A 25,719-nucleotide genomic window follows, 5' to 3' on the forward strand; every position below is an offset into this window, starting at 1 on the left:
AATGGCTAATTTAAATATCGACAGCGTTAAAGAGCGCACTTTTGATGCCATTGTCATTGGTTCGGGTATAAGCGGGGGATGGGCAGCCAAGGAATTAACCGGTAACGGCCTTAAAACGCTGGTGCTTGAACGGGGCCGTGATGTAAAACATATAAAAGATTATCCAACCACCAATAAAATGCCCTGGGAGTTTGAGCACCGCGGGCAGCTACCATCGGCCGTTATGGAAGCAAATCCTATAGTTGGCCGTTGTTATGCTTTCGGTGAAGATTCGCAGCACTTTTTTGTAAAAGATAAGGAACACCCCTACGTGCAGCAAAAACCATTCGACTGGATACGCGGCTACCAGGTTGGGGGGAAATCATTATTATGGGCGAGGCAAACCCAACGATGGAGCGATTTCGATTTTGAGGGGCCCGCCCGTGATGGCTATGCTGTCGATTGGCCCATCCGTTACAAAGATATTGCGCCGTGGTATAGCCACGTAGAGAAATTTGCAGGCATCGCGGGCAACAAAGATGGCTTAGCCGAACTACCTGATGGCGAATTTTTGCCCGGTTTCCCTTTAAACGATGTGGAGCAGTATTTTAGCGACCACCTTAAAACTCATTATAAAAACAGGCACGTGATAAGCGCCCGCTGTGCGCACTTGTCAAAGCCCAACCAAATACACGTTGACCAAGGGCGCACGCAATGCCAAAACCGCGACCTTTGCCAGCGCGGCTGCCCCTTCGGCGGTTATTTCAGCAGCAATGCGTCTACCATTCCATGGGCCGAAAAATCGGGCAATATGATGTTAAGGCCCCATTCGGTTGTGCAATCCATCATCTACGACGAGCAAAAGGGCAAAGCGACCGGCGTGCGCGTCATCGATTCCAATACAAAAGAAGCTATAGAGTATCACGCAAAAATAATATTTGTAAATGCTGCGGCCTTAAATACCAACCTTGTGCTGTTAAACTCTACCTCAAGCCGTTTTCCAAACGGGCTTGGTAACGATAGTGGTGTGCTGGGTAAATTTGTGGCATTTCACAATTATTCTGCTAACATCGGTGCCGAGTACGACGGACTAAAAGAATGGACAGTTGATGGCCGCTCACCAACCAGCGGGTATATACCGCGTTTTCGGAATGTTTATAAGCAGGAAACCGATTTTCTTCGTGGCTACGCCTGCACATTTGGCGGCTACAGGTACCAGCAGCATAAATATGAAGGCGTTGGTGCAAGCCTGAAAGAGGGCTTGGTGAAAGGCGATCTTGGTCCCTGGTATGTTGGCGCACAATTTATGGGTGAAACCATACCGAAGGACACTAACCATGTTAGCCTCGACGCTAAATTGAAAGATGACTGGGGTGTTCCGTTATTAAATGTTTCGGTTGATTATGATGATAACGATGAGAAGATGAAAAAGGATTTTATTGAACAGCTAACAGAGATGTTTACCTCGGCAGGCTTTAAAAATATCCACCCTTCAACCGACCATCGGGCACCAGGACTGGATATTCACGAAATGGGTGGGGCGCGCATGGGTAAAGACCCAAAAACATCCATACTTAATGAGTGGAACCAAGTGCACGCCTGTAAAAATGTTTTTGTTACTGATGGCGCCTGCATGACCTCAACTTCATGCCAAAACCCATCGCTCACGTACATGGCCATAACCGCCCGCGCGGCCAACCATGCAGTTGATGAATTGAAGAAAGGCAATTTAAGCTAAGCAAATGCAGTTTTTACATATTTCAGCGTCGAAAATATTTATACAAATTAACCCAAAATTGGCTTTTTTGATACGATTGGCCTATTATTGTGTTAAAAAAACACAATGGAATATTTGTTCGATAATTTATTGTTCATACATTTAGCGATTAACCAATTTAACAGAAATTTATTTAACCTTTTATTCAATATAACATGTCTGAAAATACTTATGACGCCATTGTCATCGGTTCAGGAATCTCGGGCGGATGGGCTGCAAAGGAACTTACCGAAAAAGGCCTGAAAACCATTATGCTTGAGCGTGGCCGTAACATTGAGCACATTAAAGATTACGTGAACGCTACAAAGGACCCATGGGAATTCCCTCACCGTGGCGGGCGTACACAAGAAATGATAAAGGACTATCCGGTGCTTAAGCGCGACTACCCATTAAACGAAACCAACCTTGATTACTGGGCAAGTGATAAAGACAGCCCTTATACCGAAGTAAAGCGTTTCGATTGGTTTAGAGGATACCACGTAGGCGGCCGCTCACTGATGTGGGGCAGGCAGTCATACCGCTGGGCCGACATTGATTTTGAAGCAAACTTAAAAGACGGCATCGGCACCGATTGGCCAATCCGTTACAAAGATTTGGCGCCATGGTATAGCTATGTTGAAAAATTTGCGGGTATATCTGGCAATAAAGATCATTTAGCCATTCTTCCCGATGGTGACTTTATGCCACCGATGGAAATGAACGTTGTAGAGAAAGATTTATCAAAGCGCCTGATGGAGTACTATAAAAACCAGCGCGCAATGATCATCGGCCGTACGGCAAATATTACCCAGCCATTGCAGGCGCGTACCAATTGCCAATATCGTAACAAATGCTGGTTGGGCTGCCCGTTCGGCGCTTACTTCAGCACACAATCGTCAACACTGCCGGCGGCAATGGCTACCAAGAACCTAACCGTTAGGCCGTGGTCTATCGTTACCAAAATTTTGTATGATAAGGATACCAAAAAAGCCAAGGGAGTTGAGGTTTTAGATGCTGAAACAAACAAGACTTACGAATACTATGCAAAAATCATCTTCCTGAATGCATCAGCCTTAAACAGCGCATGGATATTGATGAACTCGGCCACTGACATCTGGCCAGGTGGTTTAGGCAGCAGCAGCGGCGAACTGGGCCACAACGTAATGGACCACCACTTAGGTGTAGGTGCAGGCGGTACCGTTGAAGGCTATGAAGATAAATATTACTTTGGCCGCAGGGCAAATGGTATTTATATACCACGCTACCGTAACCTGAACGGCGAAAAACGCGACTATATCCGTGGCTTTGGATACCAGGGGTCAGCAGGCCGTGAGAATTGGAGCCGCGATATTGCCGAACTAAATATCGGGGGTGCATTTAAGGATGCATTAACCGAACCGGGAGTATGGAGCATGGGCATGGGTGGATTTGGAGAAACACTGCCGTACCACGAAAATAAAATCACCCTTGATAAAACCCGTAAGGACAAGTGGGGGCTAAACATCTTATCTTTCGATGTTGAGGTTAAGGACAACGAAAAGAAGATGCGCATTGATATGGCTAATGATGCAAAAGAAATGCTTGAAGCTGCGGGCGTAAAAAATGTTCACAGTTTCAGCACCGACGGTGTTTTGGGCCGTGGCATACACGAAATGGGTACCGCCCGCATGGGTCGCGATCCTAAATCATCTGTACTGAACGAGTGGAACCAGGTATGGGATGCTAAAAACGTGTTTGTAACTGATGGTGCTGCAATGGCTTCAAGTGCCTGCCAGAACCCTTCGCTTACTTACATGGCGTTAACCGCCCGCGCTGCGGCTCATGCTGTGGAAGAACTAAAGAAAGGCAACGTATAACAACCTAATTTAAAACATAACAACTAAACAAAATGGCTGAAGAAAAACAGACCGATCAGGCGAACAACAAGTCAAGGAGAGAATTCCTGAAAACCGGTACAATAGCTGCTGCAAGCTTTATGATAGTGCCGCGGCATGTGCTTGGCGGCAAAGGCTTTTTAGCACCGAGCGACAAACTGCTGGTAGCCGGCGTAGGTGCCGGTGGGAAAGGTGAGAGCGATATCGCCAATTTCGCTAAAAGCGGTAAAGCCGAAATAGCGTTTTTGTGTGACGTGGATGATAGAAGGTCGGCTAAAACACGGGCAAACTTCCCTAAAGCAAAATACTATAAGGATTGGCGCGAGATGCTTGATAAAGAACACAAGCACTTCGATGCGATGTCGGTATCAACTCCCGACCACAACCACGCTATAATAGCTTATCATGGTATGCAACTGGGCAAAGGTGTATATGTGCAAAAGCCCATGACCCATGATTTGTATGAGGCCCGTTTACTTACCGAAGCCGCAGCAAAATATAAGGTAGTTACACAGATGGGTAACCAGGGCTCATCCAATGATGGAACACGTTTAATGTCGGAATGGTATGACGCCGGCCTGCTTGGCGATGTGCACACCGTTTATTGCTGGACAAACCGCCCCGTTTGGCCGCAGGGTATTGCATGGCCTGCACCTCAGCCTGAAATACCTAAGGAATTGGATTGGGATTTATGGTTAGGTACTGCGCCTAAAAAAGATTACGTTGATAAACTGGTACCATTTAACTGGCGCGGCTGGTGGGATTACGGAACAGGCGCCCTGGGCGATATGGGCTGTCACCTTGTTGAGGCCCCCTTCAGGGTATTGGATATTCGCTATGCCACTGATGTACAGGCCAGCGTAGGCGGCGTTTATGTTGATCAGTTTAAAGCGGGAAGATTCCCAGAAAGCTGCCCTCCGTCGAGCCACATCACACTAACTTTCCCTAAAACAGCTAAAACTCTGGGCAACGTTACACTGCACTGGATGGATGGAGGTATACAGCCGGAAAGACCGGATGAGCTGGCGCCGAACGAAGATTGGGGCGGCGAACAAGGTAACGGCTGTTTATTCGTGGGTACCAAAGGGAAAATGTTCTGCAGCACCTATTCAGATGCGGCTACATTATTGCCAAAGTCGTTGACCAAGGATGCAAAAGCTCCACAAAAATGGGCACGTGTTCCAGGCGGCGCTGAAGGCCATTATGCACAGTGGGTGGAAGGTTGTATCGCAGGATACGGAAAAACCGAGCTAAGCTCGTCGTTTGACAAAGCCGGCCCGCTTACCGAAGCGCTGTTGATGGCAAATCTTGCTGTTCGCGGTCATTCGCTAAGAGGCGGAGCGATAAAATACCTGTGGGACAACCAGAACCAAAGGGTTACTAATTTTGATTTGGCTAACCAATATGTAAAACGCCAGTACCGCGAGGGATGGACTTTATAATAAGTTTGAATTAGTGAATTAGTGATTGAATTGAAAAAATCACTAATTTGCTAACTCTCAATTAAACATTCATTCAATCACTAATTAAATTCACCAATTAATATGAATAGAAGAGACGCCATAGGAAGAGTTGCCCTGCTGATGGGCGGTGCCGTTATAGGTGCCGAATTCTTTATTTCGGGCTGTAAATCGGGTACCGCTAAGGTAGAGGACTTGTTTGTTGCAGATACTGTTGCTTTTTTAAACGAGGTAGCGGATACCATTTTACCAACAACTAGCTCGCCGGGAGCCAAAGCCGCCAATGTAGGCCATTTTATGGCTGTAATGGTACAGGATTGCTATACACCAGAAGACCAGAAGGTATTTATGGAAGGCATTGGCAAGCTTGACGATGCTGCAAATAAGAAATTCAGTAACAAGTTTATGTCGCTGACTGCACAGCAGCGTACCGATTTGCTTATCGACCTGGACAAAGAGCAAAAAGAATACGGAACCAAAAAGAATAAAGACGCCGAGGCAGACGCTGCCAAGCATAAAGGCGAAAAAGACTACAAAGCGCCTGAAGTACCAAACCACTATTTCACCATGATGAAGCAGCTTACTTTACTGGGCTACTTTACATCAGAAATTGGTGCAACAAAAGCGCTACGCTATATTGCAATACCGGGCCATTACGATGGTAACGTACCTTACAAAAAAGGCGATAAAGCGTGGGCGACCTAGGATAATTAGTGAATGGGTGAATTAGCGAATTAGTGATTGATTTAATAATTAAATGAATATTTTATTTATCGAATCAATCACTAATTTGACATTTAAAATAAATCACTAATTCACTCAATCACTAATTCGCTAATTAAAATAAATCACTAATTCACTCAATCACTAATTACAAAACATGGCTCACAGAAAACTCCGCATGGGGATGATAGGCGGGGGTAAAGACGCATTTATAGGCGCTATTCACCGGATTGCCGCTAATATGGATGGCTTAATTGAACTGGTATGCGGCGCGCTCAGCATCCACAAAGAAACCGCTATTGAAAGCGGGCACATGCTGTTTTTACCCGAAGACCGCATTTATACCAACTACGAAGAAATGATTTTGGCAGAAAGCAAAATGCCAGAAGATAAAAGAATGGATTTTGTAACGATAGTTACGCCGAACTTTGCCCACTTTGGGCCCGCCATGATGGCGCTCGACCACGGTTTCAACGTGGTTATTGAAAAGCCCATAACTTTCACGCTTGATGAAGCAAAACAACTAAGGGAAAAGCTTGAAGAAACAGGGCTGATGTTGCTATTAACCCATACCTATTCTGGCTACCCAATGGTTAAAGAGGCTAAGCAAGTAATTAAAGGCGGCTCGTTGGGTAAAGTGAGAAAAATTTATGTAGAATACATACAGGGCTGGTTAAGCAAACTTTCTGAGCGTGAAGGTAACGCACAGGCCGCCTGGCGCACCGATCCTAAAAAATCGGGTAAAAGCGGCTGTATGGGTGACATTGGTACACATGCTGCTCACCTGGCCGAATATATTTCCGGTTTAAAAATAACGCAACTGAATGCCTCATTAAACGTGGTGGTTGAAGGCCGCATGCTTGACGATGATGGCGCTGTGTTATTACGTTTTGAAGATAACGCTACCGGCGTGCTCACTGCATCGCAAATTGCTGTTGGTGAGGAAAATGCGCTGAAAATTCGCGTTTATGGCGAACATGGGAGCCTTGAATGGGCCCAGCAGGAACCAAACACCCTTATTGTAAAATGGGGCGATAAACCTGCGCAAACTGTACGTGCAGGCGGTAACTACGGCGACAGGGAATCGAGTTTTGCAGTGCACAACACCCGCACACCAGGTGGTCACCCCGAAGGGTATTTGGAAGCCTTTGGTAACCTGTACCGCAACTTCGCACTGTCGTTAGCAGCAAAAATAAACAACGAAGAACCAAAAGCCGAATGGCTCGACTTTCCAGGTATTGAAGATGGTATCCGCGGCATGGCGTTTATTGAAAACGTAGTGGCGTCGAACAATAGCAATGAGAAGTGGACGGACTATGTGATTTAATGTGGGAGACTTGATGTGAGGATATGCGGATGATTTGAAGATGGGTTGATTTGAAGATTTGAATATGGGAATGTCGCCAGAAATCTCGCCACTCCGCCCCAATGAACTAATGAACCAGTGAACACTTCCTCCTGATGAACTAATGAACCAGTGAACTAATGAACCACACTACTAAATGAAAACAATTAAAGGACCTGCAATATTTATAGCCCAGTTTATAGGCGACACGGCGCCATTTAATAGTCTTGATGGAATCTGCAAATGGGCAGCCGACCTTGGCTACAAAGGACTGCAATTACCCACGCTCGATCCGCGTTTTATCGACCTGCAAAAAGCTGCCGAAAGCAAAACTTATGCGGAGGATTTAAAAGGCGAGATTAAATCGTACGGACTGGAGATTACTGAACTGTCAACTCACCTCCAAGGCCAGTTGGTTGCTGTTAACCCGGTTTATGACCAGCTTTTTGACGGTTTTGCACCGGAGAATTTACGCAATAACCCAAAAGCAAGGCAAGAGTGGGCTGTACAGCAGTTAAAATACGCAGCAAAGGCTTCGCAAAACTTAGGTTTAAATGCCTCGGTTACTTTCAGCGGTGCACTGCTTTGGCCGATGGTTTATCCGTGGCCTCAAAGACCTGCCGGGATTGTTGAAACCGCATTTGAAGAACTGGCAAAACGCTGGAAACCGATACTGGATGTTTATGAAGATTGTGGCATCGACTTATGCTATGAAATTCACCCGGGAGAGGATTTACATGACGGTATTACCTACGAAATGTTCTTGGATAAAGTAGACAATCACAAACGTGCCTGCCTGCTTTACGATCCATCGCACTTCGTTTTGCAGTGTCTTGATTATTTGGAATACATTGATCTCTACCACGAAAGGATAAAAATGTTCCATGTTAAGGACGCTGAATTTAACCCAACCGGAAGACAGGGCGTTTATGGCGGTTACCAGAATTGGGTTGACCGCGCAGGCCGTTTCCGCTCTTTAGGCGACGGACAGGTTGATTTTAAAGGAATTTTTAGTAAACTTACACAATATGACTACAGCGGCTGGGCGGTATTGGAATGGGAATGCGCCCTTAAGCATCCTGAAGATGGTGCACGCGAAGGCGCTGAGTTTATAAAAAATCACATTATACGCGTTACCGAAAAGGCGTTCGACGATTTTGCAGCATCAGGCTCTGATGACGCATTTAACCGCAAAACGCTGGGCATTTAACAAGAGAAGAACCAATTAATTTAAACTAACAAATAAACCTAAAATTATTAAAATGCAATCCATTAACCGTACTCAACTATTCAGGGCAAGCTGCTTGTCGCTGTTGGTTACATCACTTTCATTTGGTATCAGGGCAGGCCTGTTAAACAAATTTGGAACAGAATTTCACCTGGATAAAGCTGCTTTAGCATCAATTACCGCTACAGCGTTTTATGGCTTCCCGATAGCAGTTGTAGTAGGCGGTATAGTTGTTGATATAATAGGCATGAAACGTTTGTTGTCTATTGCCTTTCTTTTTCACCTGGTCGGTATCTTATTAACAATTTTTGCACAGGGATTTTGGACGTTGTATATCTCAACTTTCCTTATCGGTTTAGCAAACGGTACGGTCGAAGCGGCATGTAATCCTTTAGTAACGTCCCTTTATACTGACAACAAAACAACTAAACTTAACCATTTCCATTTATGGTTTCCCGGTGGAATTGTAATAGGTACACTTATCGTGTCGCTGTTCGACAAAATTTTGAGCGGTCATTTGGCTGGACAATTGGTATGGCAAATAGAAGTAGGTGTTATGCTGATACCTACACTGATCTATGGATTCCTTTTTTCTAAACTGGATTTTCCTGTTACAGAGCGCGTTTCATCAGGCGTTAGTACCGGTGGAATGTACAGGGCACTGTTAAATCCACTCTTCTTATTTATGTTCATCTGTATGTTCGGCACAGCAATTACCGAATTGTTTACCGGTCAATGGATAGATGTGCTTCTCAAAAACGTAACAGACAATGGCATATTGCTGTTAACGCTTGAAACGGGGGTTATGGTGCTTGGCCGTGGTTTTGCAAAGCCGGTTTTAAAAATGGTTTCACCACAGGTATTGTTGTTAATTTCTACAATACTTGCTGCTATTGGTATATACATGTTAGGTACGGTAAGCGGTAATATGCTATTTTTTGCCGCCATAGTCTTCGGGATGGGGGTATGTTTTTTCTGGCCTACTATGCTTGGCTTTGTAAATACCAATCTTCCGAATACTGGTGCGGTCGGCCTTAACTTAATGGGCGGTGCAGGTATGTTCGCAGTATCTGTATACACTATATTTATGGGCAGACATTATGACGAGATCGTAAAGCAAGCGGGCGGCAGTAATGCTACTGCCGGTCAGCAGATATTGCATACAACACTTATTATTCCGCTCGTGTTGATAGTAGCCTTTGGCGGCCTTGTAATTTATATGCGCTCAAAAAATAAAACCGCTCCGTTAAAAACAGCTGCGGTTTAGAAACAATAAAATATTATAATTGTAATTCAATAAATCCCAAAAATCAATTAACAAATACATCAACAATGAAAAAAGTTTTTGCAGTACTATTTATTTGCGCAGTAATATCAGCGTGTGGCGGCAGTTCAAAATCAGGAGGCAGTGCCGACACAGCTAAAGCGGCCGATCAAACAGCTAAAACCCAGGAACCAAATGCCGATACCAGCGCCAATAAAACAGGCAGCAGCGGTACTTCGGGCGAATTAGCTCCCGGCGCTAAACTAATGGCCGGCTTAGATTGCAACACCTGTCACAAAGCCGACGTGAAGGTTGTTGGCCCGGCGCTAAAAGATATAGCTGCCAAATATCCACCAACCGCAGCTAATATCGATACATTGGCAAACAAAGTAATCAGAGGCGGCAGCGGTCATTGGGGCAATATCCCTATGGCGGCGCACCCAACTTTAAAGGTTGATGACGCGAAAGAAATGGTGAAATACATTTTATCGCTTAAAAAATAAGCGCCGTTAATTTTAACGCCAACTAAACTACCAAACATGACCGCAACCGTCAGGGTTAAGCTATCGGCAATGATGTTCCTCGAATTTTTTATTTGGGGAGCATGGTTTGTAACGATGGGAACTTATTTAATAAAAAACTTAAATGCAACGGGAACGCAAAATGCGGGAGCTTATGCAACGCAAGCACTTGGCGCAATTATAGCGCCATTTATAATAGGCCTTATTGCCGACAGATATTTTTCAGCACAAAAAATATTGGGAGTACTACATCTCCTGGGCGCGGCACTATTGTTTTATGTAACCACCGTACAAAAGTTCGATGCGTTCTATCCTGGAATTTTAGCCTATATGGTGATTTACATGCCTACGCTGGCGTTGGTAAATTCAGTTTCGTTTAAGCAAATGCTTAACCCCAGCAAAGAGTTTCCGTGGATCCGTGTATTCGGCACACTTGGTTGGATAGTTGCGGGCGTAATTATAGGATGGTTAGGCTGGGAGCAGAGCGGTACACTGGTATTAACCTTTAAAATGGCCGCTATTGCATCGGTAATACTCGGCTTTTTAAGTTTTACCCTGCCCGAAACGCCACCCGCAAAAAAAGGCCAGAAAACTACATTCGGAGATATTATTGGTCTCGACTCGATTGGAATGCTTAAAAATCGTTCATACCTGGTGTTTTTCCTCGCATCAGTTGCTATCTGTATTCCGCTTGCTTTTTATTACAATTTTACCAATCCTTTCCTCAACGAGGTAGGGATGAAGCGGGCAGCAGGTGTACAATCGCTTGGACAGGTTTCCGAATTTGCCTTTATGGTGGCAATGCCTTTCTTCTTCGTTCGCCTTGGTGTTAAGAAAATGCTGGCGATGGGCATGCTTGCCTGGGCACTTCGATATGTGCTTTTCGCTTACGGCGATGCGGGTAATGGTTATTGGATGCTGGTAGCAGGTATAGTAATACACGGTGTTTGTTACGATTTTTTCTTTGTAACGGGTCAGATTTATACCGACAATCTTGCAGGAGATCGCTTTAAAAGCGCCGCACAGGGCTTTATTACACTAGCCACTTATGGAGTGGGTATGCTGATAGGTTTCTACCTGTCGGGCCCTATTGTTGACCATTGGAAAACATCAGCAACATCGCATAACTGGCAAACAATCTGGTTAATTCCGGGTGGCATTGCGGCCGCTGTAATGGTGATTTTCCTTTTATTTTTTAAAGATAAGAATCAAATTCAATTAAAACCGGGCCTCGATATTGAAGAGCCTTCTGCACAAACAGAAATATAAACCAAACCAATTTATGGCATTTAATCAAAACAGAAGGTCGGCAATAAAAAATATCGTTGCCGGTACCGCAGCTATCACCGCAACAGGTATGCTATCATCATTCACAACAGAAGAAAAAGAGCAACAGGCAGCATTTAAGCTGAAGGGTAACATCAACCATTCAGTGTCGCCTTGGTGTTATAGCGAGCTAACGCTCGATCAACTTTGCGTTACTTCCAAAGAAATTGGAATAACCGGTATTGACCTTTGCGGCCCCAAAGACTGGCCTACGCTGCAAAAGCACGGCATGTATTCGCCTATGTGCAACGGTGCTGAAATTAACCTGACTGATGGTTTCGGTGATACCGAGTTTCATGAAAGATTGATAAAACAATACACCGATATGATTCCGCTTGTCGCCAAAAATGGTTACACCAACTTGATATGCTTCAGCGGTAGCCGTCGTGGTAAGGATGATGAAACAGGATGGAAAAATTGCGAAGCCGGGCTAAAAAAATTACTTCCGCTTGCTGAAAAACACAAAGTGGTGCTATGTATGGAGTTGCTGAACGGTAAAATAGATCATAAAGACTACCAGTGCAACAAATCATCGTGGGGTGCCGAACTTTGCAAAAGAATAGGCTCTGATAATTTCAAGCTGCTGTATGATATTTACCACATGCAGATTGACGAGGGTGATATCATCCGCAACATAACGGATCATCACAAATACATAGCTCACTTCCACACAGGAGGTATACCCGGTCGCCACGAAATTGACGACACCCAGGAGCTTTATTACCCGGCAGTAATGCGCGCCATTGTTGCCACAGGCTTTAAAGGATATGTAGGACAGGAGTTTGTGCCAAAGAACCCGGATAAAATAGCATCGTTAAGGAAAGCCATTCAGATTTGCGACGTTTAGTGGAGAAACTGTGAATTAGCCAATTAAACTAAATACAACTAATGCACTCTATACAACAAAAGAACCTATGACTACAAGAAGAAAATTTTTAACTCAGGCAGGCATGTTGTCAGCTGGGCTAATGATAGCGCCGAATTTATTATTGGCAAATAAAGACCGTATAGTTGGCTTGCAGATGTACAGCTTGCGCGACCAATTACCGAAGGACCCCAAAGGTGTGATTGCGAAGATCGCAGCTGCAGGATATCGGGAAGTAGAAACGTTTGGATATTCAAAACAGGGCGGCTTTTGGGGTTTGGATGCTAAAGCATTCAGCGACGTATTGAAAGCCAATGGCCTCAAAACGCCAAGTGGTCACTTCGGTATGGACGAATTTTTACTGCAAGGTAAAACCACTGAGCTTGAAAATAATATCGCTGCTGCTAATGCTACCGGCATGAGTTACATAGTGATCCCATCAGTTAATGGCGAAGCATTGAAAAGTGCCGATTCATTTAAAAAGATAGCCGAAAAGATGAACAAGGCAGCCGAAATTTGCGGCAAAGCGGGTTTGAAACTGGGCTATCACAACCACAATTTTGAATGGAAACCGGTAGACGGTACAACTTTTTACGACACCATTTTAAAAGAGACTGATGCAAAGCTGGTACATATGGAAATGGATATTTTCTGGGTGGTACGCGCGGGACAGGACCCGGTGAAACTATTTAAACAACATCCGGGAAGGTTCGCATTATGCCATATTAAGGACCGGGACAAAAAACAAACCGACCTGAACACCGAAATTGGCAAAGGCAGCATCGACTTTAAAACAATAATGATGCATGCGAAAGAAGCGGGCTTGAAACACTTTATTGTTGAACAGGAAAACTTTACTAATATAGACCCTTACGTTAGTATTGCCGAAAGTGCAGCTTATGTTAAGAATGTATTGCACGTGTAAATAGTTGATGGAGTTGTTTAGGTTAGATTTTGTTGATTAAGTTTTTATGTACATAACTCCCCAATTTACTTCTGCTGACTCAATCAACTTAATAAATTACCAATCGGTGTAATCATTTTTAAATCGTTAAATTCCTAAAATATGAAATACTCAATAATACTTACAGCTGCATTAACCGGCAGCTTTTTTATCGCAAACGCACAGCAGGCAAAACCTGAAGATACCGAAATTTACACTCCGGTGCCACCGGTAGTAACCCCCGGCAAAATGTTAGGCGACGCCCCATCAGACGCCATTGTTTTGTTCGATGGTAAAAACCTGGACCAGTGGGTACAGAACAATGATAAATCACCTGCCAAATGGGACGTGAAGGATGGCATATTAACGGTGAACAAACACTACGGCAATATCGAAACTAAAAAAGCATTTACTAACTACCAGCTGCATATAGAATGGCGCGAACCTACAACCCTTGAAGGTACCGGGCAGGCACGCGGTAACAGCGGTGTATTTTTAGCCTCGATTGGCGACGGCGATGCAGGATATGAACTACAGGTTTTAGACTCATACAATAACAAAACCTACACGAACGGTATGGCGGGCAGTATCTACAAGCAGGCTGTTCCGCTGGCAAACCCGGCACGTAAAAATGGGGAATGGCAAACTTATGATGTAATCTGGAACGCGCCCACATTTAATGAGGATGGCACTGTAAAAACCAAAGCGCACGTTACTGTTATATACAACGGCGTATTGGTTGAAAATAATTTTGAACTATGGGGCCCGACCTTATACATTGGCAAACCCGAGTACAAAAAACATGGCGCGGCCCCTATAAAGCTGCAAGCCCACGGCGACAAAAGCGAACCCCTTAGCTTCCGCAATATTTGGGTAAGAGAACTATAATTTTTTAGAGAACCGGGAGTCAAGAGCCAGGAGTCAAGAAAGGAGGTTAGCGGGAATTTGCTATCTTCGTTTCTGTCTTGATTCTTGGCTCTTGTTTCTTGAATCTATTTTCTACGCATTATGAATAAAAAATATTTGATAGCATTATTGATGCTGGCTTTTGCCTGTAATTTAGTTAATGCCCAGGTTACAAAAGCCCCGGCTTATCCTTTAATTACACACAATACCTATTTCAGTATATGGTCGATGACGGACAGCCTGAACGCGCATCCCACAAGACATTGGACGGGTAAAGACCAGTCGTTGATGGGGATGATTAAGGTTGACAATACTGTTTATCGTTTTTTAGGCAAAGATGTACCTGCCTATACAACGGTGTTGCCTGCCTCAGACGAACACGGCTACAATTGCCAATACACCCTGATTGCCCCCGGAAAAAACTGGTCGGACACGAAATTTGACGACAGTAAATGGCAAACTGGCGGGGCGCCTTTTACTGATGATAAAAAACAAGCTAAAACTGTTTGGACAAGTAAAGATATTTGGGTTAGGCGCACTTTTGTTGTAAACGACCTGAATATTGACAGGTTGATTTTGAAACTGTACCATGATGACAATGTAGATGTTTATTTGAACGGTGAAAAAATATACAGCGTAGTTGGGTGGACAAGTGATTTTAAGTTGATCCCGCTGAAAGAAAAATTTAAGGATAAACTTGTTAAAGGGCAAAATGTATTAGCTATGCATTGCACCAATACTGCAGGTGGTGCATGGCTTGATGCCGGCCTGTTAAACGAAGTGAAAACCAAGCCAACCGGAGTTTTGCTGGCGAAACAAAAGGCAGTAACCATGAATGCCACACAAACTATCTATGATTTTGAGTGCGTGGGTGTAGATATTAAGGTTACCTTCACTTCCCCACTGTTAATGAACGATTTGGCGATTTTCTCGAGGCCGGTATCGTACGTAAGTTATAAGGTAAAATCAAACGACGGTAAAAACCATAGCGTAAAAGTGTTTTTCGGCGCTTCAACAGCTGTGGCGGTTAATACCCCTTCGCAGGAGGTAACCGCGCAAAAGTATCTTACAAAAACTTTGTCCATTTTAAAAGCCGGGACTGTTGCCCAGCCCGTTTTGCAGAAAAAGGGGGATGACCTTCGCATTGATTGGGGTTACATGTACGTGGCTGTTCCAAACCCAACCGGCGCGGTTCAGTACATAACCCAGCAAAGCGAAGCAGTAAATTCGTTTTTGGCTAAGGGGACAAATGCTGTCGTTACAAAAGGCCGTCAATTATCCTTAAACACTGTACTTGATTTTGGCAGCATTGGTGCAACCGCAAAAGATAAGTTTATCGAGTTAGGTTATGATGACCTTTACTCTGTTCAATACTTCAAACAAAACTTAAAGCCATGGTGGAAAACCACCGGGGCAACTATTGAAACGGAGTTAAACACAGCTGCTACTGAGTATACTTCAGTTATGCAAAAATGCGACGCCTTTAACCATAGCATGTACAGTGCGGCAATGAAATCGGGCGGTAAAAACTATGCAGATTTATGCGTGATGGGCTACCGTCAAAGTATTGCCGCACATCAATTGCTTAAAAGTCCGCAGGGGACCATATTGTTCTTATCAAAAGAAAACTTTAGCAATGGTTCTATCAACACGGTTGATGTTACTTACCCCTCAGCGCCTTTATATTTAATTTACAATCCGCGGTTGCTGGAAGGTATGTTAAATGGCATCTTTTTTTATTGCGAAAGCAAAGCCTGGGGGCACGATTTTGCAGCGCACGATTTAGGCACCTACCCACTTGCAAATGGCCAGACTTATGGCGAAAATATGCCGGTTGAAGAATCGGGTAATATGATAATCCTGACGGCCGCTATTGCAAAGGCTGATGGTAATCCTTCGTATGCGAAAAAGCACTGGAAAACCTTAAGTACCTGGGCCAATTATTTAAGCGAAAATGGCTTCGATCCGGGCAACCAGCTTTGCACCGACGATTTTGCCGGCCACCTGGCCCGCAACGCAAACTTATCTGTTAAGGCGATAGTTGCGCTTGGAGCCTATGCTGATTTAGCTGATAAACTCGGACAAAAAGCAATCGCACAAAAATATAAAGCGATTGCTGTTGATATGGCTAACCGCTGGCAAAAACTTGCGGATGCCGGCGACCATTACTCGCTGGTGTTTGAAAAGAAAGATACCTGGAGCCAGAAATATAACCTGGTATGGGATAAAGTGCTGGGCTTGAACTTATTCCCGCCTGCAGTTTACAAAAATGAAATTGACTATTACTTAACCAAACAAAACGAATTTGGCCTGCCGCTTGATAGCCGTAAAACCTATACAAAATCCGACTGGATACTATGGACTGCGGCTTTAGCCGACAACCAAAAGGACTTTAAGGCATTAATTGACCCTGTTTACAAATACGCAACTGAAACACCAACTCGCGTCCCTTTGAGCGATTGGCACGAAACCACCAACGGCAAAATGGTGGGCTTCCAGGCGCGTAGTGTTGTGGGCGGCTATTTTATGAAGCTTTTGGAAACAAAATGGGTGAAATAATTTCATCACAGGGGCGCTATGTTTTGCGGCCCCGAAAGTGATAATGCAATAACTTCGCCGCGCATTTTTTTAAAAGGGATAACAAATTAATAGTTTGTTATCCCTTTTGTTTGCATTGTACTAAGCGATTTGGATGTACGGGGAGTAATTGGAATGTACCTGCGTGCCGTATAACAACCGAAAGTTTATTCCCTGGAAACATAACTAAAGATTTTTTCGATACACTTCATTTAATCTGCCTTAAAGCGGTAAATTCACCTTTATTTTAAAAACTGAATTTTATGCGTCCCAATTACATTTTCCTTGCCCGTTTCACCTTTCTTTTTTTGATATTGATTTGCGCGGGCAACCTGGTAAAAGCCGCCGAAGGCTACTATTACCAACTAAAAATTTATCACTTTAAAACGGATGCACAGCAAACCCGCACGGATAATTACCTGCAAAACGCCTATTTGCCGGCCATGCACCGTGCTGGTATTAAAAACGTAGGTGTATTTAAGCCTGTTGCCGGCGATACGCTTGGCAAACGCATTTATATTTTTATTCCCTACAAAACGTTCGACCAAATAAAGAAAGTTGATTTGGCTTTAGCCGCCGATCAGCAATATCTGGCCGACGGGAAAGATTTTATCGATGCAGTTTACAACGATGCACCTTTCACGCGCCTGGAAACAATTCTATTGGGTGCTTTTCCGAAAATGTTATATGCTGATGTGCCCCAGCTAACCGCAAAAAAAGCCGACAGGATTTATGAATTGCGCAGCTATGAAAGTGCTACTGAAAAGCAGAACATCAACAAAGTAAAGATGTTTAATGATGGCGACGAAGTGGCGTTGTTTAAAAGGCTCGGCTTTAACGCTGTGTTTTATTCCGAAGTTCTGGCCGGCGCCCACATGCCGAACTTGATGTACATGATTACCTTTAACAGCATGGCCGACCACGACAGGCTTTGGAAGGCTTTCGGTAATGACCCGTACTGGAAAACACTTTCAGCAAAGCCGGAATATCAAAACAATGTATCTCACATTGATGCTATATTTTTGCACCCAACAGACTATTCGGATTTTTGATGCTGGAAAAACGCGATTACGATGTGGTCGTAGTTGGTTCGGGGCCCAACGGCCTTGCTGCTGCTATTTTTATGCAGCAAAAAGGCCTATCGGTCCTATTGCTTGAAGGTAAGCCAACAATCGGTGGCGGCCTTCGTACTGCCGAACTTACGCTGCCTGGCTTTAAACACGACATCTGTTCGGCAGTGCACCCGCTGGCTGCTGCATCACCTTTTTTCGGAACATTGCCTTTGAGCTTGCACGGGCTCGAATATATTTATCCGGAAATAGATTGTGCGCATCCCTTAGATGATGGTACAGCGGCGATATTAAAAGGCACTACTGAGGAAACTGCTGCAGGGCTCGGTGCAGACGAGGAAGCATATCTCAAATTAATAAAACCTGTAGTCACGGATTGGCCCTTAATTGCGCCTGACGTATTAGGACCGTTGCATTTTCCGAAGCACCCTTTGTTGATGGCAAGATTTGGCCTGCCGGCTTTAACTTCGGCATCGCATTTGGTTAACCGTTTTAAAACAACGCAGGCAAGGGCGCTATTTGCCGGTATGGCGGCGCATTCTATACAGCCTTTATCCAATTTAGCTACTTCGGCCGTTGCACTGGTGCTGATGGCTAACGGGCATTTAAAAGGCTGGCCAATTCCTAAAGGCGGCTCCAACCAGATCGCCAATGCGTTGGAGTCCTACTTTGTTTCGTTGGGGGGCAAGATTGAAACCAATACTTACATCACATCATTACAGCAATTACCATCGGCACACGCGTTTTTGTTTGATGTAACGCCAAAGCAATTGCTGCAAATTGCCGGGCATAAATTTTCATCGATATACAAATGGCAACTGGAACGATACCGTTACGGCCCCGGTGTTTTTAAAATTGATTGGGCACTGGATGGTCCGATTCCGTTTAAAGCCGAAGAATGCCGTAAAGGGGGGACCGTGCACCTGGGTAACACCTTTGAAGAAATAGCCGATGGCGAACAACAAATATGGAACGGCAAACATCCTGAAAAGCCTTTTGTGTTAATGGCGCAGCCAAGCATCTCCGACCCAACCCGGGCCCCGCATGGCAAACATTCTGTTTGGGCCTATTGTCATGTACCAAACGGATCGACAGAAGACATGACCGGGATCATCGAAAACCAGGTTGAGCGCTATGCGCCCGGTTTTAAAGATGTTATACTGGCCCGCCACACCATGAATTCTGCTCAAATGCAGGAATATAACCCCAACTACATCGGCGGCGACATAAACGGCGGCGTTATAGACCTTGGCCAGTTATTTACCCGCCCGGCACTGCGTTGGTCACCTTACAAAACCTCTGCGAAAGGTATTTATATGTGCTCCTCATCAACTCCTCCCGGCGGTGGTGTGCATGGAATGTGCGGATATAACGCGGCGAAAAAGATTGTCGCTGATTTAGACCTTTGATTTTTGTGATCACGTTAATTTCGCTGATTTTATAGCCTTTTTATTTTTAAGTTAATTTATATAATTGGCTGTGATTAGTTTATTGCAGCAATATTCGGCGTAACAAGCTATATCTATGAAACCGATTTAAGTTACGCCAAAAGGGAATTGCCGAAATCAACGCAATCATTCCCAATCAACGGTTCCGATTCCGAACTTTTTGTCCGATATCGGACAAAAAATTAATTTTAAAAAATCTTAAACTGTTATTTACTAGTGTTTTAGCTTTGGTATGGTGATTGTATATAACTATGCTATACATAGTACTATAATGGATACAGAAATCACACAAGAGGTTACATCACAAAGAAAAAGAAAAACAATTGTAATCGTATTAATAATTGCAGCAGTTGTTTTTGGTTTGATATGGATATTACGGGCGACGTTAAAATCGTCCATAAAAAAATCGGAGATAACCACCGCTGTTGTGGAAACCGGCAACATCGAAAATACACTGAATGCCACCGGCGAGGTATTGCCTGAATTTGAAGAAATATTAACCAGCCCCATTAATGCATCGATAAAGAAAGTGATTATGGATGCCGGTAATAAAGTTAACGCCGGGCAATCTATACTCACCCTTGACAAATCGGCCACCGAGACAGATTATGACAAGCTTAAATTTCAACTGGAGTCGAAACAGAACGAGATTAAGAAATTGAAACTCGACCTGAATAAAAGTTTTTACGACATCCAGTCGAACAACGATATCAAAAAACTGCGTATCGATAACCTGGCCGATGCAGTTGAAAATGCCAAACGCCTGTTTAAAGCAGGTGGCGGTACCCGCGAAGGTATTGAACAGGCCGAATTGAACCTGAAAGTTGCACAACTTGAAAAGAAGCAATTGGAAAATGAGGTAAAAAACAAGCAACAAACCATGCAGATTGAAATAAAGGAGGCCGAAATTGCAGCCGATATTTTAAGCAGCGATTTAAACGCCCTGCAGCGCAAGCTAAGCCTGGCAAATATTGTAGCAACCCGCTCGGGTGTGGTTACTTATGTAAACAAAAACATAGGTGCTAATGTACGGGAAGGAGAGTCGCTGGCGAGAATAGCCGATTTGGGCAGCTTTAAAGTGCAGGGCAGCATATCTGATAACTCAATGGACCAACTGCACACAGGCCTGCCCGTTATAGTGCTAATAAACGAGGTGCAATTGCGCGGGCATGTAGTAAATGTATCGCCTTCTATTCAAAATAGCATCATCTCATTCGATATCCAACTGGATGAGCGTAACAACAAGCAGCTGCGTCCCAATATGAAGGTGGAAGTTTACCTGGTTACAGCCACCCGCAACCATATTATGCGTGTTGCAAACGGACCTGCATTTAAAGGGCCCGAGTTGCAGGACATATTCGTATTGAGCAATGGCAAAGCCGAGCGGCGTACCGTCCACATCGGCCTTACAAATTTTGATTATGTGGAGATAAAAGATGGCGTTAAACCCGGCGATGTAGTCATCAACTCGGATATGAGCGAGTATAAAAATTCAAAGGAGATAAGTGTGAATTGAGGGTTAGTTGATTAGAGGTTAGTTGATTAGAGATTAATTAGGCGCAAAAAAGCCTCTGGCCACCCGATTTTAAAATCTTAGTTAAGAAAAAATGAAAATTCTATATTCAATAATACTTCTGATCTTGAGCAATAATGCTTTCGGTAGCGGAGGGCCTGACTCAACGCGGCTCACTTTAAAAGAGGTGGTTGCAATGGCGAAGGATAACTCCATCGCGGCCAAGCAGGCCATCACAACACGCGAAACCAAGTACTGGCAATGGCGCACGTTTAAATCAAACTATCAGCCGCAGCTTTCGCTGAGCGGAAACTTGCCGGGCTATAGCAAAACAAGCACACCTGTGGTTCAGCCGGATGGTACCATTGTGTTTCAGCCCATACACTACGACAACTCTTCGTTAACACTAAATTTTAGCCAGAGCATTACAGGCACAGGCGCCACTATTTACGGGCAAACCAATTTGCAGCGCTTCGACGATTTTGATCGTAACAGCGTTTTGTACAACGGCGTGCCGTATGCAATAGGTTTTAGTCAGCCGTTGGGACAGTTTAACGCGTTAAAATGGGACAAAAAAATTCAGCCGTTACTCTTCACTGTAAGCAAACAGGCTTATATAGAGGAACAGGAACACATATCTATAACGGTTACCGGCTACTTTTTCGATTTGCTGCTGGCACAGGTAAACCTGCAAACCGCTGAAGCTAATTTAACCAACACCGCAAAAATATTGAAGATTGCCAACCTGAAATTTGATTTGGGCAAAGTCTCAAAAAACGAAATACTGCAACTACAGCTAGAACAACTAAATGCCCGCAAGGCAGTAGGTACAGCCAAACGCGATATGGAAATAGCTACCCTCAACCTGCGCAGCTACATAGGGCAGGAGGGCGACGAAAAAATTGTGCTGCAGGTGCCCGAAACCATCAGCCAGATGAGTGTAACTGCCGATAGAGTTTTAGCTGAGGCCTTTGCCAACCGGTCGGATGCCATTGCGTTTATGCGCCGCATTGCCGAAGCCAAACGTGATGTTGCCCTGGCGCATGGCCAAACAGGTTTAACCGCCACCCTGACCGCGAACATCGGTACATCTAACTCTGCTAAAAATATACCGGGCATTTACCGGAATGCGCAAACTCAACAACTGGTAGAACTGCAGTTTTCAATACCCGTATTGGACTGGGGCCGCTCGAAAGCAAAAATAAAAACCGCAGAGGCCAATCAGAAATTTACCGAATACTCGGTTGAGCAGGATAAGCAGACATTTAAACAGCAGATAGTTACCCAAGTGTCGCTGTTTAATGTGATGAAGGACCAACTGGCACTAACCGCCGAAGCAGACAGCATTGCATCTGAAAAATATAAAATAGCCCGCGAACGCTATGTTTTAGGCGACCTCAGCATCACCGATCTCAGCATTGCCTTCCAGGAAAACGACCAGGCCAAACGCGACTACGTACAATCACTCCGCGACTTTTGGAGCGCCTATTACCAATTGCGCTATCTGTCGCTTTATGATTTTGAAAAAAATGAGAAAATAACCTATAAATGAGGGGAAGGGTAAAAGGCGAAAGCTGAAAGGTAAAAGCAATTAACAATAAAACAATATATAAAACAATATAACAGTAACACAATAACAATTCACCATTAACAACTCACCTCTCACTAATTCACTAATTAAACAAATATGATATCGTTACAAAACATCGAAAAAGTATACCGCACCAATACAGTTGAAACACTGGCGCTCAACAGCATCAGCCTAAATATAGCCAAAGGCGAATTCCTGTCGATAATGGGCCCCTCGGGTTGCGGTAAAAGTACATTGCTAAATATTATGGGGTTGCTTGACGCGCCTTCAAAAGGCAATATCAAAATAGCCGACCAAACTACTGATAAGCTGAACGACAAGCAATTGGCGAATTTTCGCAACCAAAAGCTGGGCTTCATTTTCCAGAGTTACCACCTGATAAATGATTTGGCGGTATTGGACAACGTTGAGTTGCCTTTGCTTTATCGCTCGTCGGTATCAGCCAAAGAACGCAGACAACTAGCTACTGAAGCCCTGGAAAAAGTGGGGCTGGCTAATCGCGTTAAACACTTCCCAAATCAGTTGTCTGGTGGACAAAAACAGCGGGTAGCTATAGCACGAGCAATTGTTGGTCGCCCGGAAATTATATTGGCCGATGAGCCGACTGGTAACCTTGACAGTGCTATGGGTAATGAGATTATGGACATACTGATGAAGCTTAACCAAAACGACGGCACCACCATAGTAATGGTTACGCATGATGAAAACATGGCGCATAAAACCCACCGGTTGGTCCGCTTATTTGATGGTTCGCAGGTACAGTAATTCATCAGCCTAAAAATTAAGATCATGCTTAAAAATTATTTTAAAATAGCCATAGCGGTATTGCGCCGCAGAAAATTCTTCACGTTTATCAGTCTGTTTGGCATCAGCTTTACGCTTACCATATTGCTGGTGCTCACCGCATTTATTGACAAAGTTGTTGGTGACAGCTACCCCGACAAAAAGCGCGATCGCTCATTGTACGTTTCGCGGATTCAATTATCCTACAAGGACGGACGAAGCTCTGGGCCGTCGTCGTATTATTTTTTAGACCACTACGTACGGACACTAAAAACGCCTGTAAAAATGGCGATCTCATCAGGCTTTAGCGGTACTAATACGTATGTGAACAACAAGAAGATTGCTGTTAACTACAAATACACCAATGCCGAATATTGGGATGTTATGGAGTACGAGTTTACCGAAGGCAAAGCTTTTACCAGGCAACAAACTGATAATGCCGACAAGGTTGCCGTGATATCGGAAGATATGAAACGTGAATATTTTGGGGATGTATCATCAGTAGTAGGTAAGCTGATTGAAGCCGACAACGTGAAATATCGCGTTACCGGTGTGGTGAAAAATGTGCCGATAACAACCTACATGCTGTACAGCGATATTTACCTGCCTTACACCGTGGCCAAGACCGATTTTAGGAAAGACAAAGGTTACCAGGGCGGTTTTTTCGGCGTCCTGCTGGCAAATTCAAGCGCGGATTTACCTAAAATGCACGACGAATTTGAAGATATGGTAAAAAGGTTGCCGCTGCCCAGCAAGGACGTTCTCAAAATATACTGCCATGCAGATACATACATACGCTCCTATGTTGATACCGGCGATGAAACAAATTCCGGAGTGACCATAGCGCTAACAGCCATTAGCATATTTACCCTGCTGGTAATGCTGCTGCCAACGCTTAACCTGGTGAACATCAACATAACGCGCATTATGGAACGGTCATCGGAAATAGGGGTACGCAAAGCATTCGGTGCATCATCACGCACATTGGTTTACCAGTTTATTGTGGAGAATATTATACTCACGTTGTTAGGCGGCCTTATAGGCGTGGTATTGTCTGTAATAGCGTTGCAGGTGTTAAACGGCGCCAACCTTATACCTAACCTGGTATTAACGCTAAACTTTACGGTGCTTGGTATTGGCTTGCTGATATGTTTCTTTTTTGGCCTGCTGTCGGGTGTTTACCCGGCCTGGCGCATGTCGAAATTGAATGTAGTAACCGCGTTAAAAGCGCAATAAAAATTGTCAAATCATTTAAATTAAGATATTATGTTCAAGCATTTATTTAAACTGATATGGAATAAAAAGAAACAAAACTTTTTATTGATGTCCGAGATATTATTCTCATTCCTGGTACTCTTCGCGGTGTTTACCCTGCTGGTGTACTATTACAATAATTATAAAAAGCCAATGGGTTTTGAATATCAAAACGTTTGGGTAATAAGCTATAATAACTCCTTTAAAACAACTAATACCGATTCGCTTGATACCTATTATGAAACGCTGAGCCAGAATTTAAGGGCATTGCCAGGTGTTAAGGAAATAAGCTATTGCAGCGATAATGTTCCTTTTTTACAAAACACCTGGCAAGGGGGAGCAAACTACAAAGGCATGCAGGTAGGGGGAGTAAACCAGTATACTGTTGACGATACCTACGACCGTACCATGACAACGCAATTGCTGGAAGGCCGTTGGTTTAATAAGGCCGATATAGTTGCAAAAAACCAGCCTATTATTATCAGTTCAGATTTAAAAGAGAAATTTTTTGGAACCGGCCAGGCAGTGGGCAAACTAATTGGCGACGGCGACCAGCCCGGTCACGACAAAAAGCTAATGAAAGTTATAGGCGTAATACAAGGTATCAAGGCAAAAGGTGACTACGCACCGGCAGGTTATGCCGTTTATCACCGTACAGATACAGGCTCTTATCGTTCGCTTGGCAAAATTGTGGTGCGGGTTAATGAGGGTGCCACCGCTGCTTTTGAGGCCCGGCTATACAAAACAATGGCCAATTATATGAAAAACTCTAATGTGGAGATAGAGCACCTTACAAACAAGCGGGTAGATGCCAATTATTTTACCCTTGTGCCAATGATAGTGTTGATTATTGTAGGCGGGTTTTTAATCATCAACGTAGCGCTGGGTTTATTCGGGGTGCTATGGTATAATATTAACAAACGCCGCGGTGAAATTGGTTTACGCAGGGCTGTGGGTGCAACAGGAAGTTCGGTGTCATGGCAATTGATAGCAGAGTCGATGATATTGGCGACACTGTCCCTAATCCTGGGAACATTTTTTGCAGTGCAGATGCCATTGCTTAATGTATTTGACTTAGCGGCAGGCATCTACCTGGTGGCGATGGCTGTTGCTATTATATTTATATACCTGCTGGTGTTTTTATGTTCGCTTTATCCTGGTAAGCAGGCTGCTGCGATTTATCCGGCGGTGGCACTGCACGAAGAGTAGAACCTGAATCAGGATTAAGCGGATGAAAGGATTCCCTGGATTGCGGCCGCCATTCGCCGAAATCTGATAAATCCCAAAATCTGT

General features: G+C 44.2%; 20 protein-coding genes. All 20 read left to right on the plus strand.

Going from position 1 to position 25,719, the window contains the following annotated elements:
• The first annotated feature begins 1 nt into the window (after position 1).
• The 20 genes from NAF19_RS21980 to NAF19_RS22075 all read left to right on the plus strand — a co-directional run bounded on the left by NAF19_RS21980 (position 2) and on the right by NAF19_RS22075 (position 25,635).
• Positions 2-1,717, plus strand: coding sequence for a GMC oxidoreductase (locus NAF19_RS21980; RefSeq protein WP_252792495.1), 1,716 nt, complete (start codon positions 2-4; stop codon positions 1,715-1,717).
• A gap of 194 nt (positions 1,718-1,911) precedes the next feature.
• On the plus strand, positions 1,912-3,591 hold the full coding sequence (locus NAF19_RS21985) for a GMC oxidoreductase (RefSeq protein ID WP_252792496.1): 1,680 nt from the start codon (positions 1,912-1,914) through the stop codon (positions 3,589-3,591).
• A gap of 32 nt (positions 3,592-3,623) precedes the next feature.
• Positions 3,624-5,051 carry a Gfo/Idh/MocA family protein gene (locus NAF19_RS21990; RefSeq protein WP_252792497.1) on the plus strand — a complete coding sequence of 476 codons (1,428 nt, stop codon included), beginning with the start codon at positions 3,624-3,626 and terminating at the stop codon, positions 5,049-5,051.
• 102 nt (positions 5,052-5,153) lie between these two features.
• Entirely contained in the window at positions 5,154-5,774 is a 621-nt protein-coding gene (locus tag NAF19_RS21995) for a gluconate 2-dehydrogenase subunit 3 family protein (RefSeq protein ID WP_252792498.1), read from the plus strand.
• Positions 5,775-5,949: 175 nt separating this feature from the next.
• Positions 5,950-7,119: a Gfo/Idh/MocA family protein gene (locus tag NAF19_RS22000; RefSeq protein ID WP_252792499.1), complete on the plus strand. Its 1,170-nt coding sequence runs from the start codon at positions 5,950-5,952 to the stop codon at positions 7,117-7,119.
• A gap of 175 nt (positions 7,120-7,294) precedes the next feature.
• A complete protein-coding gene (locus NAF19_RS22005; protein ID WP_252792500.1) occupies positions 7,295-8,347 on the plus strand; it encodes a sugar phosphate isomerase/epimerase family protein in 1,053 nt (350 codons plus the stop codon).
• Between the two features lie 52 nt (positions 8,348-8,399).
• Positions 8,400-9,632 carry an MFS transporter gene (locus tag NAF19_RS22010; protein ID WP_252792501.1) on the plus strand — a complete coding sequence of 411 codons (1,233 nt, stop codon included), beginning with the start codon at positions 8,400-8,402 and terminating at the stop codon, positions 9,630-9,632.
• A 65-nt stretch (positions 9,633-9,697) separates the two neighbouring features.
• On the plus strand, positions 9,698-10,132 hold the full coding sequence (locus tag NAF19_RS22015) for a c-type cytochrome (RefSeq protein ID WP_252792502.1): 435 nt from the start codon (positions 9,698-9,700) through the stop codon (positions 10,130-10,132).
• Between the two features lie 36 nt (positions 10,133-10,168).
• Positions 10,169-11,419, plus strand: a complete 1,251-nt coding sequence (locus NAF19_RS22020) for a nucleoside permease (protein WP_252792503.1) — start codon at positions 10,169-10,171, stop codon at positions 11,417-11,419.
• Between the two features lie 13 nt (positions 11,420-11,432).
• A complete protein-coding gene (locus NAF19_RS22025; RefSeq protein WP_252792504.1) occupies positions 11,433-12,323 on the plus strand; it encodes a hydroxypyruvate isomerase family protein in 891 nt (296 codons plus the stop codon).
• Positions 12,324-12,390: 67 nt separating this feature from the next.
• A complete protein-coding gene (locus tag NAF19_RS22030) occupies positions 12,391-13,266 on the plus strand; it encodes a sugar phosphate isomerase/epimerase family protein (RefSeq protein WP_252792505.1) in 876 nt (291 codons plus the stop codon).
• Positions 13,267-13,407: 141 nt separating this feature from the next.
• Positions 13,408-14,172 (plus strand): 3-keto-disaccharide hydrolase, encoded by a 765-nt coding sequence (locus NAF19_RS22035; RefSeq protein ID WP_252792506.1) that lies wholly within the window; start codon positions 13,408-13,410, stop codon positions 14,170-14,172.
• Between the two features lie 120 nt (positions 14,173-14,292).
• Entirely contained in the window at positions 14,293-16,749 is a 2,457-nt protein-coding gene (locus tag NAF19_RS22040; protein ID WP_252792507.1) for a glutaminase family protein, read from the plus strand.
• Positions 16,750-17,030: 281 nt separating this feature from the next.
• On the plus strand, positions 17,031-17,819 hold the full coding sequence (locus NAF19_RS22045; protein ID WP_252792508.1) for an NIPSNAP family protein: 789 nt from the start codon (positions 17,031-17,033) through the stop codon (positions 17,817-17,819).
• Positions 17,819-19,246: a phytoene desaturase family protein gene (locus tag NAF19_RS22050; RefSeq protein ID WP_370362910.1), complete on the plus strand. Its 1,428-nt coding sequence runs from the start codon at positions 17,819-17,821 to the stop codon at positions 19,244-19,246. The genes NAF19_RS22045 and NAF19_RS22050 overlap by 1 nt, the downstream gene beginning before the upstream one ends.
• A gap of 310 nt (positions 19,247-19,556) precedes the next feature.
• Positions 19,557-20,801, plus strand: coding sequence for an efflux RND transporter periplasmic adaptor subunit (locus NAF19_RS22055; RefSeq protein WP_252792509.1), 1,245 nt, complete (start codon positions 19,557-19,559; stop codon positions 20,799-20,801).
• A 91-nt stretch (positions 20,802-20,892) separates the two neighbouring features.
• Positions 20,893-22,350 carry a TolC family protein gene (locus NAF19_RS22060; RefSeq protein WP_252792510.1) on the plus strand — a complete coding sequence of 486 codons (1,458 nt, stop codon included), beginning with the start codon at positions 20,893-20,895 and terminating at the stop codon, positions 22,348-22,350.
• A gap of 135 nt (positions 22,351-22,485) precedes the next feature.
• Positions 22,486-23,154 carry an ABC transporter ATP-binding protein gene (locus tag NAF19_RS22065; RefSeq protein ID WP_252792511.1) on the plus strand — a complete coding sequence of 223 codons (669 nt, stop codon included), beginning with the start codon at positions 22,486-22,488 and terminating at the stop codon, positions 23,152-23,154.
• Positions 23,155-23,178: 24 nt separating this feature from the next.
• Positions 23,179-24,408: an ABC transporter permease gene (locus tag NAF19_RS22070; RefSeq protein ID WP_252792512.1), complete on the plus strand. Its 1,230-nt coding sequence runs from the start codon at positions 23,179-23,181 to the stop codon at positions 24,406-24,408.
• 30 nt (positions 24,409-24,438) lie between these two features.
• A complete protein-coding gene (locus tag NAF19_RS22075) occupies positions 24,439-25,635 on the plus strand; it encodes an ABC transporter permease (RefSeq protein WP_252792513.1) in 1,197 nt (398 codons plus the stop codon).
• Positions 25,636-25,719 lie beyond the last annotated feature (84 nt).

The sequence above is a fragment of the Mucilaginibacter flavidus genome, assembly GCF_024055575.1.
Taxonomy (GTDB): domain Bacteria; phylum Bacteroidota; class Bacteroidia; order Sphingobacteriales; family Sphingobacteriaceae; genus Mucilaginibacter; species Mucilaginibacter flavidus.